Origin of the sequence: Fibrobacter sp. (genome assembly GCA_017503015.1) — a bacterium.
Taxonomy (GTDB): domain Bacteria; phylum Fibrobacterota; class Fibrobacteria; order Fibrobacterales; family Fibrobacteraceae; genus Fibrobacter.
In genome coordinates, this window is the sequence record JAFVTX010000050.1 from 105,409 (window position 1) to 119,964 (window position 14,556).

Below are 14,556 nucleotides of genomic sequence, written 5' to 3' on the forward strand. Positions count from 1 at the left end.
ATCCTAACCACTAATCGCTATCCACGCCGCCCCTGCCGTGAGCAGCACCAGGTTCACCGGCAACAGGAACTTCCATTCGAAATCCATGAGCTGGTCCACGCGGGGGCGCACAAAAGTCCAGCGTACCATCATGTAGCACCAGATCATGAAGAACACCTTCCCGAAGAACCACACCAGGCCAGGCACCATGTTCAGCACGTTATCTACGGGGGCAAAGCCGATGCAGGGTGCATGGAAGCCGCCCAAGAAACAGGTGGTGGCCAGAGCCGAGTTGGTGACCAGGGCGATGTATTCGGCTAGGTAGAACATGGCAAAGGGTGTGCCGTTGTATTCCGTGTGGTAGCCGCCGGTGAGTTCCTGCTCCGCTTCGGCGATATCGAAGGGGGCGCGGTTCATTTCGGCGGTGCTGGAAATGAAGAACAGAATGAAGGCGATAAAGCCCAGTACGGGAATCTTGAAAATCCACCAGTCAAAAACCGTTCCCTGCTGGCTCATGGTAATGTCCATCAGGTTGGTAGATCCGGAAATCATCACCACGAACAGAAGGATCATGGCAAAGGAGATTTCGTAACTGATAATCTGGGCGCCGCTACGCAAGGCTCCAAGCAGGGAGTACTTGTTGTTGCTGCTCCAGCCGCCAAGCAAAATGCCCAGCACGCCGAAACCGTTCACCGCGATAATCAGGGGAATGCCCATGGAAACGTCGGCCACCACTAGGTCCTTGCTGAAGGGAATCAGGGCGCAGACCATGAAGGGGGCAATCAGCACGATCATGGGTGCCGTGTAGAACATCAGCTTGTCTGCACCACTGGGGGCATAGACTTCCTTGAAGAGCATCTTGAGCACGTCGGCGATGGTCTGCATAGTGCCGTGCCAGCCCAGGCGCATAGGGCCAAGACGGCACTGCACGTGGGCGCAGACCTTGCGTTCCATGTAGATGAGAATAGGGGCAGAACCGATGTTCACGGCGCAGACCGCGATGATGCAGATGACGGCGTTAATCAAGAAGGCGACGACGCTGTCCAAAGTCTCGGACTGGAAGGCTACAGGCAGGTAGGCAGTCACCTGGGGAACCAGGTTCCTTACAAAATCGCCGATAGGATTGGTAACGGAAGGGACAAACATAAACTACCTGTCAATTTCGGGAATCACGGGGTCCAAGGTGGCTAGGATGGTCACCAGGTCCGAAATCTTGTGGCCCTGGACCATCTTGTTGAGGGCCGCGATGTGGGGGAAACTTGGACCGCGTGTGTGTATGCGGTAGGGCTTCTCGCCGGTAGTGGCGGCTACTACGTAGGTGGCGTAGAGCCCCTTGGCGGTCTCGATTTCGCTGTAGTAGCGGCCCACCGGCAAACGCACCGGCTTTTCTTTGGAGCGCCAAGGCCCTTCGGTGGGGAACCGATCAATGCACTGCCGGAGGATTTTCATGGACTCGTGGATTTCGGCGATACGCACCGTGTAACGGTCGTAGCAGTCCCCGTTGTGGGTCACGGGAACTTCGAAATCGAAGGAGTCGTAGATGCTGTAGGGGTTCGCCCGGCGCACGTCAAAGTTCACGCCGCTGGCCCTGAGCACGGGACCGGAGCATCCGTAGGCGATGGCGTCTTCCTTGGAGAGGATGCCTATACCCTTGCTGCGTTCCAGAACAATGATGTTCTTGGAAAGGAACCGCTCGTAATCCTTCATGGTGTCATCCATGTGGTCGAGGAAAGCCTTGACCCGCGGGATAAACGTGTCGGGCACGTCGTAACGACTTCCACCCGGCCTGAAGAAGTTGGTGGTGAGTCTGGAGCCCGTCACCTCTTCCAAGATGTCGTGGATCATCTCGCGTTCCTTGAAACCGTACAGCAGGCAGGTCTGTCCGCCCAGGTCGCCGCCAAAGCAGGCGAAGAACACCAGGTGGCTCGCAATACGGCCCAGTTCCTGCAGCATCACGCGGATATATTCCGCCTTCTCGGGAACGCCGATGTTCATGCCTTTCTCGAGGGCGATGACCACACCCAGGTTGTTCTGGATGGCGGTAAGGTAGTCCTGACGGTCGGAAAGGGCGATGTACTGCAGGTAACTCATGGATTCGGCCTGCTTTTCCATACCGCGATGGATATAGCCGAAATGGGGCACCAGCTCTACGATGGTCTCGCCGTCCATGCGGAGGGCGAGGCGCAGGGCCCCGTGGGTACTGGGGTGCTGGGGACCCATGTTGATGAAAAATTCTTCGGTGTTGGTTTCACGCTGAATGCGGAATCCCGGAGGAAGCATTCCTGTCATACGGGCCTCCTGATCATTTCCGGGTGGGTAAAGTCCTTGCGCAGGGGGTAGCCTACGAAGTCGTCGTCCAAGAAGATTCGGCGCTGGTCGGGGTGGCCCACGAAGTCGATGCCGAACATGTCGTAAACTTCACGTTCCTTGAATTCCGCCGCCGGATACAGGTGGCTGATGCTGGGGGCGTGGGCAAGGAGCGCCGTGGCCCGCTGCTCTTCGGGAATGGAAAAGTCCTTTTTCAGTTGCAGGCAGAGGAACAGCTTGTGTCCGTGTTCCATGCTGCGGAACTGGGACACTACGTCAAAATGGTCGTCGTAGTCGATACCTACGATGTCGATGAGGTAGTCCATCTTGAGGCTGGCCTCATCCTTGATGAATTCCACCATGGGCAGGTAGTCTTCGGGGGTGACCATCACTTCTAGCGGTCGGTCCGCCGGCATGGCGGCCACCACGTCTTCCACAGGGTCTTCGCTGTGGGTATGCACCGTTACCGCCGGGAATTTTTCCTTCAGCTTTGCGTAGATGTCGGACTGGGTAAGCCCCATGCGCTTGAAGGGGACCCGCTCCACTTCGGGAAAGTCCTCTTTCTTGATGCGGATGGGCTTGAAACTGGACTTGTAGTCGGGATTTTCTTCCTTGAACTTGGCCCTGGCTTCTGCCATCTCCTCGTCTTTCATCTCTTCCAGGGCGGCCCAGGTCTTGGCGGCTTCGCGGTAGCGGTCCATGGTGGACACGTCTTTGGGGGAACCCTCGTGCCAGGGGTTACGGCAGGTCTCCTTCAGGATTTTTTCACGAAGGGTCAAAAGCCCGTGGAAAAGGGCCTCGGGCCTGGGTGGGCATCCGGGGACGAACACGTCTACGGGAATCAGGTTCTGGGCGCCACGGACTACGGAGTAGTTGTCGTAGATGAAGGGCCCGCCGCTGATGGTGCAGGCGCCCATGGCGATGGCGTACTTGGGGCCAGGAATCTGCTCCCACAGCATCTGGATGGCAGGCGCCATGCGGCGGGTGATGGTTCCCGCCAAAATAAACAGGTCCGCCTGTCTTGGAGAGCTGCGGAACACTTCACTTCCAAAGCGGGCGATGTCGTAGCGGGCCATGGAACTGCTCATCATCTCGATGGCGCAGCAGCTGGTGCCGTAGGTCAAGGGCCAAATGGAATTTGCACGGGCCCAGTTCACCACGTAGTCGATGGCGTTTACCACGTACTTACCGCCCGGAATAGGGTCCAGGATTTTTGGAGCGTAATTAATTATTCCCATTTCAGGATTCCTTTTTTCCAGGCGTAGGCGAGGCCGGAAACGAGAATGGCCATAAATATCACAAGGTCAATGATAACGACCGCAGGGGCGAGGGGCGTGTTCCCGGCCATGATTTCCTTGAAGTTCATGAGCACGGGATACAGGAACAAAGCTTCGATGTCGAATACCAGGAACAAGAGTGCGAACAGGTAGTAACCCACCTTGAACTGGATGCGGGCGTTTCCGATGGTCTGCATGCCGCATTCGTAGGGGGCCATCTTGTTCTTGGTGTTCTTGGTACGGTAGCCCAGCAGAAGCCCGGTGACGGTAGCCGCCGCCGCGATGAAGGCACCCAAGAAGAGGAAAAATGATAATATGATGTATTCGGACATTTTTAGGTTCGGGGTTCGAGGTTCGAGGTGTGGGGTTCAAGGTAGGAGTAGAGAGTCTTTGAAATAAGAGGCTTCAGACAAATCTTTTGGACCGAAAACCTCAAAGCGAGTTTACGAGCGACCTCATGCCTCATACCTCATACCTCTTAGTAGAAGTTCTGTAATTCCTGTATCGTTCCAAAAAGGGTGTTGCCTATCTGGAACCGTTCAACGATATGCTTTACCAGCTCTCGGAATTCCTTGATGGTGGCAAGGGACATGGCCGAAAGCTTTTCCTGGATAGAACTGACGAATCCCTTGTCCACCGGTTGCGCTTTCATACCCTGCATGTTCATGCCCCAGTCGTGGAGCATCTTGTCGGTGTCGATTCGTGCGATGATATAGTGGGTGGTAGAAAGCAGTTCCCGCAGAAAGTGCACCAGGAAGATTTCTTCTTGCAGAATGCCCCAGCGCTTGTCCTTGGAATATAGCGTGGCCTCTTCGGCCTTGCCGTAAAAGATGGCGGCCTGGGCGTATTCCAGACAGGTGGTAATTAGGCGCTCGTAGTGCTTGATTTCTTGTTGCAGGTGGGCGAACCATTCTTCGTCAAACTTGCCTCCGGTGGTGCCGTTATAGTCGTTGGGCAACAGCGCCCTGAAGGCGTAATAGACCTCTTCGTAGTAACGGTTCCGCATGCGGCAGTTGAAGGCCCTGTTCTTCAGGGTGTAGTCGCTATGGTGCAGGGGTGTCATCATGATTTTTTAACCTCCCGCACGCCGCTAATCTGCTGGATCTTGTAGGTGACGGAATCCACCTGCTCCTTGCGGAAGGCCTTGAATTCCATACGGATCCTGCCAGAGGACTGCTTGCTGACCACGCTCATCTGGTCCAGGAACAGGTTTTCGTCCTTGATGACCTTCAGCACGTCGAAGGTAATGTTCTTGCGGTTGTCCGTTTCCACGATCAGGTGGGTGGTGAAGGGCTCCGAAAGGTCCGGGCTCCATTGCACCGGAATCTGCTGCTCTACGGGGAAATCCTTGAGACAGGGGCACTTGAGGGAGTGCACCTCGATACCCACCTGTGGCCGCATGATTCCCACGATCTTGTCGCCGGGCACGGGCCCGCAGCAGCTGGCGAAATGCACCACCAGGTTGGTCTCCTGGCCGATTTCCAGGGGCATGTCGTCTTGGACGGGGCTCTTCTTGTCCTTGTTGAAGGTGGGGAAAAACCGGAGGGCCGAAACTTCCTTGGAAATGTTCTCGCCGCCGTTCAAGAAACGGTGGATGTCCTGCAGGGGGAGTTCTCCCTGGCCCAGCCGTTCGTAGAAGGTCTCGATGTTCGGTGTGCCGAAATGCTTTGCGGTACTTTCGTCCGAAGGATACTGGTCCTTTTCCATCTTGGAGACCCGCAGTTCACGGGTCCAGATTTCACGGCCCAGGTCCCGGGCTTGCTGCAGCATGCTGGTCTTCATCCACTTGCGCAGTTCCTGCTTGGCCTTGGTGGTGGTCACCATCTCCAGCCATTCCGGGCTGGGTTCCTGGGTGGGACTTTTCAGCACCTGGATGGTGGCCCCGTGGGGCACGGGCTTGTCCAGACTTACCACCTCGTCGTTGATGCGGGCCCCTATGCAGTGGAGTCCGAGCTCCGTATGCACAGCAAAGGCAAAGTCCAGCACGATAGCCCCGTCGGGCAGTTCGATGGAGTTCCCCTTGGGGGTGAACACCACGATTCCCTCGGGCTTCAGGTCCACCTTCAAAAAGTCCAGGTATTCGCGACTGTCCGAAATTTCGGACTGGAGCTTGACCATGTGGTCCAGCCAGGCCAGTTCTTCGCCTTCGTGCTGGGTTTCCAGCTTGTAGGCCCAGTGGGCGGCAAAGCCCTTCTCTGCCGTCAGGTCCATGTCCTTGGTGCGGATCTGGACCTCCACCATCTTGTTTTCGGGCCCGATGACCGTGGTATGGATACTCTGGTAAAGGTTCGGCTTCGGGGTGGCGATGTAGTCCTTGAAGCGGCTCTGGAGGGGCGGCCACAGGTTGTGGACATAGCCTAGGGCCAGGTAGCATTCAGGAATGGTATCCACGATAATGCGGATGGCGAAAATGTCGAAGATGTCCTCGAATTCGCAACCCCGTGCAATCATCTTGTTGTAGATGCTGTAAATGTTCTTGGTGCGGCCCTGGATGGTGCAGTCGAAATCTTCTAGGGCGAGCTTGATCTGCAAGGGCCCGATGACGGACTGGATGTACTTTTCCCGGGCTTCCTTGTTCTCGATAAGGGCGTCCACCAGTTTCTGGTATTCTACCGGGTTCACGTACTTGAAGCTCAGGTCTTCAAGCTCCGTCTTGAGCTTGTACAGGCCGAACCGGTGGGTGAGGGGCACGTAGATGTCCAGGGTCTCCTGGGCGATAATCTTGCGTTTCTCGGGTTTCATGTACTGCATGGTCCGCATGTTGTGGATGCGGTCCGCAATCTTGATCATGATGACCCGGGGGTCTTTCGCCATGGCGGTAATGAGCTTGCGGTAGGTTTCCGCCTTGCGGGCGGTCTTGCTCTCTTGCTGGGCTGCGGTAATCTTGGTGACGGCGTCCACCATGAAGGCGGTATCGTCGCCGAATTTTTCAGAAATTTCGCTTAGGGTGTGGGGCGTGTCCTCTACTACGTCGTGGAGTAGCCCGGCAAGCACCGTGGCCTGGTCCTGTTTCAGGTCCGCAAGGATCTTGGCCACCTCGTAGGGGTGCTCGGTATAGGGCATGCCGCTCTTGCGGTACTGGCCGCTGTGGGCCTCTGCAATAAAGACAATGGCATTCTCCAGAATCTCGCGGTTCAGGGCGGGATTCTTCTTGATGAGCACGTCCACGATGTGCTTCTGGTTGGATGTCAACTCTTGCACTGCCATTATCTACAATTTATTATAAAATCAGGTAGAAAAACGGCAATTTTGGGAATATAAGCCAAAAATAAGGTTTTCTAAATAGAATAGCGGCCGGGATGCTAAATTAGAATATCCAGTAGTTGGCGCCCAGCTTGAAAGACAGGTCTTTTGCACCGCTTAGGTCTATAAACTTGCCCTTGGAATCGGGATAGAGTTCGGTTAGCCCAAAGCCAATTCGCAGGTCTACACCAAGCTTGTCCATGACATAATAGCCGCCGCCTACGGCAATGCCAAAACCAAAGGATGTCTGTTCCACCTTTTCGGGAATGGAGTGGGTTGTTGTCCCACCAGATACCTTGTCCGCCACTTTGGCCTTGAGAGATACGTCACTGCTTAGGTTGAGTCCCAGCTGGGGGCCGATATAGGCATAAAATTTCGGGGTGGCATTGGCCCTGACAAGCAATGGTATTTCCAAGTCCATCTGGCTAAATTCACGTTCGCCCAAATCGTCATCTTGGGAGTAGCTTGCATAGCGGAACAAAAGTTCCGGGGTGAAATGGATGGTGGGCGTAAGGACAATACGGCCAACGGCGCCACCTTCCAAGTTTATGCCGCCCGGATTTTCGTCGCTCTCGCCACCGGACCAGTCGTCTTCTAGGCCCCAGATCATGCCGTAACCGACCGCCAAACGGGCGCCTAGCCCAATTGCAGGGGCACTAGTTTTGGAACCGGCCTCTTCAGATTCTTGTGCCAAGGCGAGCACCCCTGCACATAGGACTGCCATTACGGATGTTAGAATTTTATTCATCATTTTCTCCTCGCTTAAATTTTTGCTATTGAACGACAGGACGCGTCTATCTGTTGGCAAGACGTGCCGAAAAAATCTCGAAGTCCTCCGGCGTGGTAAGCTTGTCGTTCATGGCGTTCCCCTGCACAATGAAGACGCTTATTCCAAAGAATTCCAGAATGCTGGCCTCGTCGGTGGGCGTAAAATCCAACGGTTCCCGGTCAATTCGACCATACAAGCTTTTCAAGAGCGAAACGGATGCGGCCTGTGGTGTCTGGGCGAGCCAGACCTTCTTACGGTCGATGGTCTTTTCCACCTTGCCGTTTTCGGCCACCTTGATGGTGTCAACAGCGGGTTTTGCCACCAGACAGGAGCCTTTTTCTACCAGGGTCTTGCAAACGTTTTCGATAATATCTTTAGAAACGAAAGGCCTTGCCACATCGTGAACCAGCACGAATTCCGCCTGGTCAGAAAGGGCGTTCACACCGTTCCGTACCGATTGCCAGCGTTCCGCTCCACCGACGACGAGGGTTAATTTACTCAGTGTCTCGGCTGGCAAAGTTTCGGAAAGGCCCGATTCTCCATAAATCTGCTTTTCGAAATAATCCTTCCAGTCGGCGGGTACGGCCATCACCACCTGGCCGATTTCGTCCATGCTAAGGAAGGTTTCCAGGCAGTAGAAATAGACCGGCTTGCCGTTTAGTTGCATCAGCTGTTTGGGGATGGTTCCGCCCATCCGTTTTCCGATACCACCTGCCGGGAGCACGGCGGCAAATCTACCCTTGAAAGAATCACTCATAACGTGAGAAAGTTAGTAAATATCTATCTTTGGGCTCGTATGAATACCAAGATTTACTATACCCTTACAGACGAATCGCCCTTCTTGGCGACTCAATCCCTGCTCCCCATCGTGCGCGGTTTTGCAAAGGCCGCCGATATCGATGTGGAAACCAAGAACATCTCGCTGCCGGGCCGCATTCTGGCTGCTTTTGGCAAGGCGAGCGACGACCTGGATTTCTTGGGTAAGCTTACGCTTGAACCGGACGCGAACATCATCAAGCTCCCGAACATTTCGGCTTCGGTGCCGCAGCTCAAGGCCGCCATCGCCGAACTCCAGAAGAACGGTTTCGACGTGCCCGACTATCCGGACGCTCCGGCTACTGAAGAAGAAAAGGCAATCCGTGCCAAGTACGACAAGGTGAAGGGCTCCGCCGTGAACCCGGTGCTTCGCCAGGGCAACTCTGACCGTCGCGCACCCAAGGCCGTGAAGAACTTCGCCCGCAACAACCCGCACAGCAACGGCAACTGGAACACTTCTGTAAAGACGCATGTGGCAAGTATGCAGGCCGACGACTTTTACGGCAACGAAAAGTCCATCACCATGGCCGACGCCGACACGTTCAAGATTGAATTTGTCAACGAAGCAGGCGAAGTCACGGAACTCCGCGCTGCAAAGCCGCTCCTGAAGGGCGAAATCATCGACGCTACCGTCATGCGCATGGCGTCTCTCGAAAAGTTTATCGCGAAGACGATGGCCGAGGCCAAGGCGCAGGGCCTGCTGTTCTCGGTGCACCTGAAGGCGACCATGATGAAGGTCTCCGACCCGGTGCTGTTCGGTGCGTTCGTGCGCGTGTTCTTCAAGGACGTGTTCACGAAGTACGCCGACCTGTTCAAGGAACTCGGGATTGACGCGAACAACGGTCTGGGCGATTTGTACAAGCGCCTAGAAGGTAATGCGAAGGAAGCTGAAGTCAAGGCCGCCATTGACGCAGCACTCGCTGCCGGCCCGGACCTCGCTATGGTCGATTCCGCGAAGGGCATTACGAATTTGCATGTGCCGAGCGACGTGATTATCGACGCCTCGATGCCTGCGATGATCCGCAATTCCGGCTGCATGTGGAACAAGGAAGGCAAGCTGCAAGAGACGATCGCCTGCATTCCGGACCGCTGCTACGCCGGCATTTACGACGAGACGATTGAATTCTGCAAGCAGAACGGCGCATTCGACCCGAAGACGATGGGTACCGTGCCGAACGTGGGCCTCATGGCTCAGGGCGCCGAAGAATACGGCAGCCACGACAAGACTTTCGTTGCAAAGGGCAAGGGCGTCATCCGCGCCGTGAACAGCAAGGGCGAAGTGCTTTTGCAGCAGAATGTAGAAGCAGGTGACATTTTCCGCATGTGCCAGGCGAAGGACGCTCCGGTGCGCGACTGGGTGAAGCTCGCTGTGACGCGCGCCCGCCTCAGCAACACGCCGGCGATTTTCTGGCTGGACCCGGAACGTGCACACGACCGCGAAATCCAGAAGAAGGTGGAAGCCTACTTGCCGGAACACGATTTGAACGGCCTCGACATCAAGATTATGAGTCCGCGCAAGGCGATTGTGGAAACCATGAAGCGCGCGAAAGCCGGTCTCGATACCATCGGCGTCACGGGCAACGTGATGCGCGACTACCTCACCGACCTCTTCCCGATTCTTGAAGTCGGAACTTCCGCCAAGATGCTCAGCATCGTGCCGCTCATGGCAGGTGGTGGCCTCTACGAAACAGGTGCAGGCGGCTCTGCCCCCAAGCAGGTGCAGCAGTTCCTCGCCGAAAACTATCTCCGCTGGGATTCCCTCGGCGAATACTTCGCACTGGTGCCCGCCTTCGAGCAAGTCGCGCTGAAGGACGGCAACAAGAAGGCGAAAGTCCTCGCCGACACGCTGGACGAAGCCAACGGCAAGATTCTTGAATTCAACCGCACGCCCGCCCGCAAAATCGGCGAACTCGACAACCGCGGCTCACACTTCTACCTGGCCCTCTACTGGTCCGAAGCTCTCGCCGCCCAGAAGGACGACGCGGAACTTGCCAAGAAGTTCGCCCCGGTTGCGAAGGCCCTCGCTGAAAACGAGCAGAAGATTGTCGCCGCGTTTGCCAACCAGCAGGGCAAACCCGCCGACATCGGTGGCTACTACCTGCCGAAGGCCGATCTCTTGAAAAAGTGGATGCGCCCGGTAGCGGAATTCAACGCGGTTATAGACGCACTGTAACGAATAGGGAGGGCATTGCCCTCCCTAATAATATCAGCTGTCTGTTTCCTGACTACCTTCGATAATCCACTTACACAGTTCCAAGATTCCCTCGTAGTCAGGCAGGCTTTTGATGAAGTCTGGCGATTTGCTCCGTTCCACAAATCCGTTCCAGGCGCCTTCGTTTTTTGCCTTGATTCCCAGGTGCTCTTCGATAGCGCCGTGGGTCCACACCCAGATTCCCTGGCTCCGGAGTTTAGCGTGAATACTCTTGATGGGCCGCTCCGCCTCGGGCATGGACGCCATCATGGAATAGGCCATAGAAGCACTGATGTTGCTGTGCTTACTCACGGGGAGGCCGTTGTTCAGGCGCAGGTGATGGTGGAACGCCAGTTCCCTAAACAGGTTCCTGCAGAACTTCACGTCAGGGTCGTTGGCTTCCAAGAATCCGTCCCGGGTAGCTGTGGTAAAGGCATAGTCCAAATCCACAATAGCCCGTACCGGCATGTCCATGGCGTTCAGCACCTGCATACTCTTGCGGGTGTTGCTCACGCCTCCCTGACGCACAAGGGCGCACTTGATAAGGGCAAAGGATTTCCCGGTAATGCGCTCAAACAGAGCCGGTAGAACCCGCCATTCTGTCTTGCCTTCGGTCAGCAACACATAGTCCGCAAACAAAAGTTCGTTACTGTTGCTCAAGCTGAACAGCATCTGCAGTTGGCTAGGAGCATCTTGCACCACCTGATGCACCGCATCTTCGATTCGCTTGCGCATGAAGGTGCCCCGTTCCTTGTTCTTGCGGATCAGGAGGGAAGTGCTCACGTCTTCGCTGGTCACCATCTGAGCGCTGTGGGTGGCGAACACGATCTGGTAACCTTCGTTGGAGAGATTTTTCAGGGCCACACGCACCAGTTCTACCGCCTGGGGATGCAGGAACAGTTCCGGAGAATCTATCAGGAGCATTGTCCGGCTCAGGTAGTGGTTGTTGTGGTGCTTCTTGATTTCGGAAAGGTAACGGACCAGGGCCATCTGGATGGCACGTTGGCTTCCAGCTCCCATGCGGTTGATGTCTCGTTCAAATCCGTCATCCTCGTCGATGACCTTCAGGCTTGCCGTTTTCAAGAAGGTCTCCAGTGTGGGAATGGGAATATCCAGTTCCACTCGCACGCTGGGGAATAGCGGCTGCAATTTCTCGTTGACTTCCCGGTCGAAGGACTTGATTTCTGCGGCCTGGTTTTCGCCACCTGGTGAAAGCAGGTCGTTGAACTTTCCCAAAATGTCGTTAAACTCACCACCAAAACGCCGTTCCAGGGGCTTAAAAATTTCATGAAGCAGTTTGGTAAAGGCCTTGTTTCCTTCAAAATCCCAGATGGCGATAGGTTCCGGGAACATGCGCTTAAAGGCGTGCTTGAAATCGTCACCCACCCGCATCCAGCCCTTGCGGCTTCCGTTCTGTCGTTGCGGGGGTACCAACGCCCACAGTTCAACATTCTCCGGAGGTATTCCCGGTACCCGCTGAATTTTTTTCACCCGCAAACTTTCGCCGTTCAGGAACGGCACAATCTCTTTAGCCTTCTCTTCCCCCAGACGGCTCAATACTGTTTCCGAGATGCCCTGAAAAAGACCTTCCACCTCCACCGGTTCGTTACTGTCGTCAAAATAAGAGACATCTAGCGAAAAGGGGGATAGCAACCACCGGATTCCCATAAGGATATTGGTCTTACCGGCATTGTTGTAGCCTATCAGGGCGGTCATGTTGTTCAGGGGAAACGTCTGCCTGTGGATAGACCGCAGGTTGCAAATCGTAATCTCAGATAATCTTAACGGCTGGGGCTGCATATCCTGAATATACATTATTAGGGGCAAAAAATTCTACATTCTAGATATGATTTGCCCCTTCTGCAAGAACGACAACGACAAGGTGGTGGACAGCCGCGTCAGTGGCGACTCCATCCGCCGTCGTCGGGAATGTACCGCCTGCGGTCGCCGTTTTACCACCCGGGAATACATCGAAATCCAACCGCTTATCGTGGTCAAGCGTAACGGCGACCGTGAACCCTTCCAGCGGGAAAAACTTCTGGCCGGTATCGCCAACTCCTGCAAAAAGCGTCCGGTGACCCAGGCCGCCATCGAAGAAATCGCCTCCACCATCGAAAACAACCTGATTTCCAACGACAATCTGGAAGTGACCTACGACCAGATAGGCAACCTGGTCATGCAGGAACTAAAGAAACTGGACCCGGTGGCCTATGTCCGGTTCGCTTCCGTCTATCGCGAGTTCAAGGAAGTTGGGGAATTCGTGGACCAGATCAAGACCCTGGACAAGTAATAAAAAAAGCCTCGCTTAAGCGGGGCTTTCTCGTGGTCGATACAGAACTCGAATCTGTGACCTCTACCATGTCAAGGTAGCGCTCTAACCAACTGAGCTAATCGACCAATAAGGTAGCCCAATAGTAGAAACTTGCCCCCCTTTTGTCAAGGGGTCAGCGGGCATCCGGGTCTACCCAATAGCGCAAACGGCCCGTAATGTGCAAATTGGGCAAGGTGTCGATACATTTTCCGGAGCGGCAGTCCGGGGTGTACAGGTCCAGGGTGGCGGTCCAGGTGGAGTCGTCCTTCTGGTCGAACCGCACAATGCTGCTATCGCCTAGGATGGGCGCCTGGGTCAGGGAGCCGTAGTTGAACCAGGAGTACTGCTGCACCACCGGGTTGTCGCCCAAAACGGGCCCGTTCACCATAATGGAAAATTGGTCTCCCCGTTTACTCTCTTTGGCCCTGGTCTTCACGAGAAAATACCTGTGGCTGTTCTTGATAAAGGGCACTTCCACGTCGGATTCCGCCAGTTCGATGGTCCGTTCGTCTTCGTCGTTGATCCTGTACTTCAGGTAGCCGCCGCCATCCACCTCCCAGCCTTCGTTAATATCACCGCAGGCCATCAACAGAACGGCGGCGGCAAGGCAGGTTTTCAGGCGGAAAGGAATCATGCCCCTAAACTAGAAAATTATCTTTGGGCTATGGAAGGCGACTGGCAAACAGTTTCAACGCTGAACGGTACGGTTTATCTGGCGGTTGTCCCGAAGGCCAATCACAGGGAGCATATTTTCAAAAAGCTTTCCCAGGCCCTCGGCCGTACCATTACCGCCCAGGACCTAAAAACCAGGCCCGGTTCCACGCGACCCGAATTTCCGGAACTTTCCGTCGATGCCAACTGGACTCACTCCAAGGACGTCTGCGTGCTGGCCTATTCCAGGGAATGCCGCGTCGGCATAGACCTGGAATTTCATTCCAGGAACCGGCTCAAACTTGCGGACCGTTTCTATTCCGACGAAGAAGTTAAGAGAATCCACCAAATTGAACAGACCGAAGGCGAAAGTGCCGCCATCAGGCTCTTTTACGCCCTCTGGTGTCGCAAAGAAGCTTTTTTCAAGTGCCAAGGCGGGGACTTTTTCGAAGGAACACTACGCAGGTCCCTTCTCGAAACCCGCATAGAAAACGTCCAATTGACGGACTTGGATCCGGCACCCCTCGGCATCCAGGGAGAATGCTCCCTGTGCCTTGCCACCATGCCTTTGGGTTAGTTCTTCACTTCGCCGTCAGGAGCTTTCCCATTCCCGTGGGGCACTTCCAGGGCGTACAAGGGCAGGGCCACGTATTCTTCGTCGTCGATAATCAGGCGAATCATGTACTTGTCGGGCCGCTCTATCTTCAGGCGCTGCATGTTCAGAATCAAGTTCATGGCAGCCGTGTCAAATCCCTTCGCCACAGGCTCAAAAGAAACGTTGGATTCCATGCCGGGAACAATGGGGTGTCCACACACGTCCTCGATAGAAAGCACCAGCTTGTGCACTCCGGCCTCGGCCCGCTGGTAACGGATACGGAAGGCCGCCGCACACTGGGGAATCACCAGCGGGAACTGTGAAAAGATTCTGTCAAAAGAACCGAGAATGTTCAAGCGGCCGCCGGCCCCGTTGGCCGTCGCCGCGTCGCAAATAGAAGCAATTTCAACAATCATA

14 protein-coding genes and 1 tRNA gene are annotated in these 14,556 nt (G+C 55.2%); 3 read left to right on the top strand and 12 right to left on the bottom strand.

Features of this window, described 5'->3' with window-relative positions; genetic code table 11:
• Nucleotides 1-3: 3 nt before the first annotated feature.
• From IKB43_09520 to ispD, 8 genes are all read right to left on the bottom strand, one after another.
• Nucleotides 4-1,125: an NADH-quinone oxidoreductase subunit H gene (locus IKB43_09520; protein MBR2470364.1), complete on the bottom strand. Its 1,122-nt coding sequence runs from the start codon at nt 1,123-1,125 to the stop codon at nt 4-6.
• A gap of 3 nt (nt 1,126-1,128) precedes the next feature.
• The gene (locus IKB43_09525; GenBank protein ID MBR2470365.1) at nt 1,129-2,268 is read right to left on the bottom strand and encodes an NADH-quinone oxidoreductase subunit D; all 1,140 of its coding nucleotides are present in this window, start codon (nt 2,266-2,268) and stop codon (nt 1,129-1,131) included.
• On the bottom strand, nt 2,265-3,524 hold the full coding sequence (gene nuoB / locus IKB43_09530; protein MBR2470366.1) for an NADH-quinone oxidoreductase subunit NuoB: 1,260 nt from the start codon (nt 3,522-3,524) through the stop codon (nt 2,265-2,267). The genes IKB43_09525 and nuoB overlap by 4 nt, the downstream gene beginning before the upstream one ends.
• On the bottom strand, nt 3,515-3,895 hold the full coding sequence (locus tag IKB43_09535) for an NADH-quinone oxidoreductase subunit A (protein ID MBR2470367.1): 381 nt from the start codon (nt 3,893-3,895) through the stop codon (nt 3,515-3,517). Before IKB43_09535 ends, nuoB begins: the two co-directional genes overlap by 10 nt.
• Before the next feature lie 146 nt (nt 3,896-4,041).
• Nucleotides 4,042-4,629: a hypothetical protein gene (locus IKB43_09540; protein MBR2470368.1), complete on the bottom strand. Its 588-nt coding sequence runs from the start codon at nt 4,627-4,629 to the stop codon at nt 4,042-4,044.
• The gene (locus IKB43_09545) at nt 4,626-6,770 is read right to left on the bottom strand and encodes a bifunctional (p)ppGpp synthetase/guanosine-3',5'-bis(diphosphate) 3'-pyrophosphohydrolase (protein ID MBR2470369.1); all 2,145 of its coding nucleotides are present in this window, start codon (nt 6,768-6,770) and stop codon (nt 4,626-4,628) included. The genes IKB43_09540 and IKB43_09545 overlap by 4 nt, the downstream gene beginning before the upstream one ends.
• A gap of 100 nt (nt 6,771-6,870) precedes the next feature.
• A complete protein-coding gene (locus IKB43_09550; protein MBR2470370.1) occupies nt 6,871-7,530 on the bottom strand; it encodes a PorT family protein in 660 nt (219 codons plus the stop codon).
• A 70-nt stretch (nt 7,531-7,600) separates the two neighbouring features.
• Nucleotides 7,601-8,332, bottom strand: a complete 732-nt coding sequence (gene ispD, locus IKB43_09555) for a 2-C-methyl-D-erythritol 4-phosphate cytidylyltransferase (GenBank protein MBR2470371.1) — start codon at nt 8,330-8,332, stop codon at nt 7,601-7,603.
• Between the two features lie 39 nt (nt 8,333-8,371).
• Between ispD and IKB43_09560 the strand changes: the two genes are divergently transcribed.
• Entirely contained in the window at nt 8,372-10,564 is a 2,193-nt protein-coding gene (locus IKB43_09560) for an NADP-dependent isocitrate dehydrogenase (protein ID MBR2470372.1), read from the top strand.
• Nucleotides 10,565-10,597: 33 nt separating this feature from the next.
• On the opposite strand, the gene IKB43_09565 is transcribed toward IKB43_09560, so the two are convergent.
• Nucleotides 10,598-12,382 (bottom strand): AAA family ATPase, encoded by a 1,785-nt coding sequence (locus IKB43_09565; protein MBR2470373.1) that lies wholly within the window; start codon nt 12,380-12,382, stop codon nt 10,598-10,600.
• A 46-nt stretch (nt 12,383-12,428) separates the two neighbouring features.
• On the opposite strand from IKB43_09565, the gene nrdR reads away from it, so the two are divergent.
• Complete coding sequence (nrdR, locus tag IKB43_09570) at nt 12,429-12,872, top strand: transcriptional repressor NrdR (protein ID MBR2470374.1); 444 nt, start codon at nt 12,429-12,431, stop codon at nt 12,870-12,872.
• Between the two features lie 33 nt (nt 12,873-12,905).
• On the opposite strand, the gene IKB43_09575 is transcribed toward nrdR, so the two are convergent.
• Nucleotides 12,906-12,979, bottom strand: a tRNA-Val gene (locus tag IKB43_09575).
• A 47-nt stretch (nt 12,980-13,026) separates the two neighbouring features.
• The gene (locus IKB43_09580; GenBank protein ID MBR2470375.1) at nt 13,027-13,527 is read right to left on the bottom strand and encodes a hypothetical protein; all 501 of its coding nucleotides are present in this window, start codon (nt 13,525-13,527) and stop codon (nt 13,027-13,029) included.
• A 30-nt stretch (nt 13,528-13,557) separates the two neighbouring features.
• Here IKB43_09580 and IKB43_09585 point away from each other — a divergent pair, with 30 nt between their 5' ends.
• The gene (locus IKB43_09585) at nt 13,558-14,121 is read left to right on the top strand and encodes a 4'-phosphopantetheinyl transferase superfamily protein (GenBank protein MBR2470376.1); all 564 of its coding nucleotides are present in this window, start codon (nt 13,558-13,560) and stop codon (nt 14,119-14,121) included.
• Here the strand turns inward: IKB43_09585 and IKB43_09590 are convergent.
• Nucleotides 14,118-14,555, bottom strand: a complete 438-nt coding sequence (locus tag IKB43_09590) for a hypothetical protein (protein MBR2470377.1) — start codon at nt 14,553-14,555, stop codon at nt 14,118-14,120. The two genes, IKB43_09585 and IKB43_09590, sit on opposite strands and share 4 nt — an antisense overlap.
• Nucleotide 14,556 lies beyond the last annotated feature (1 nt).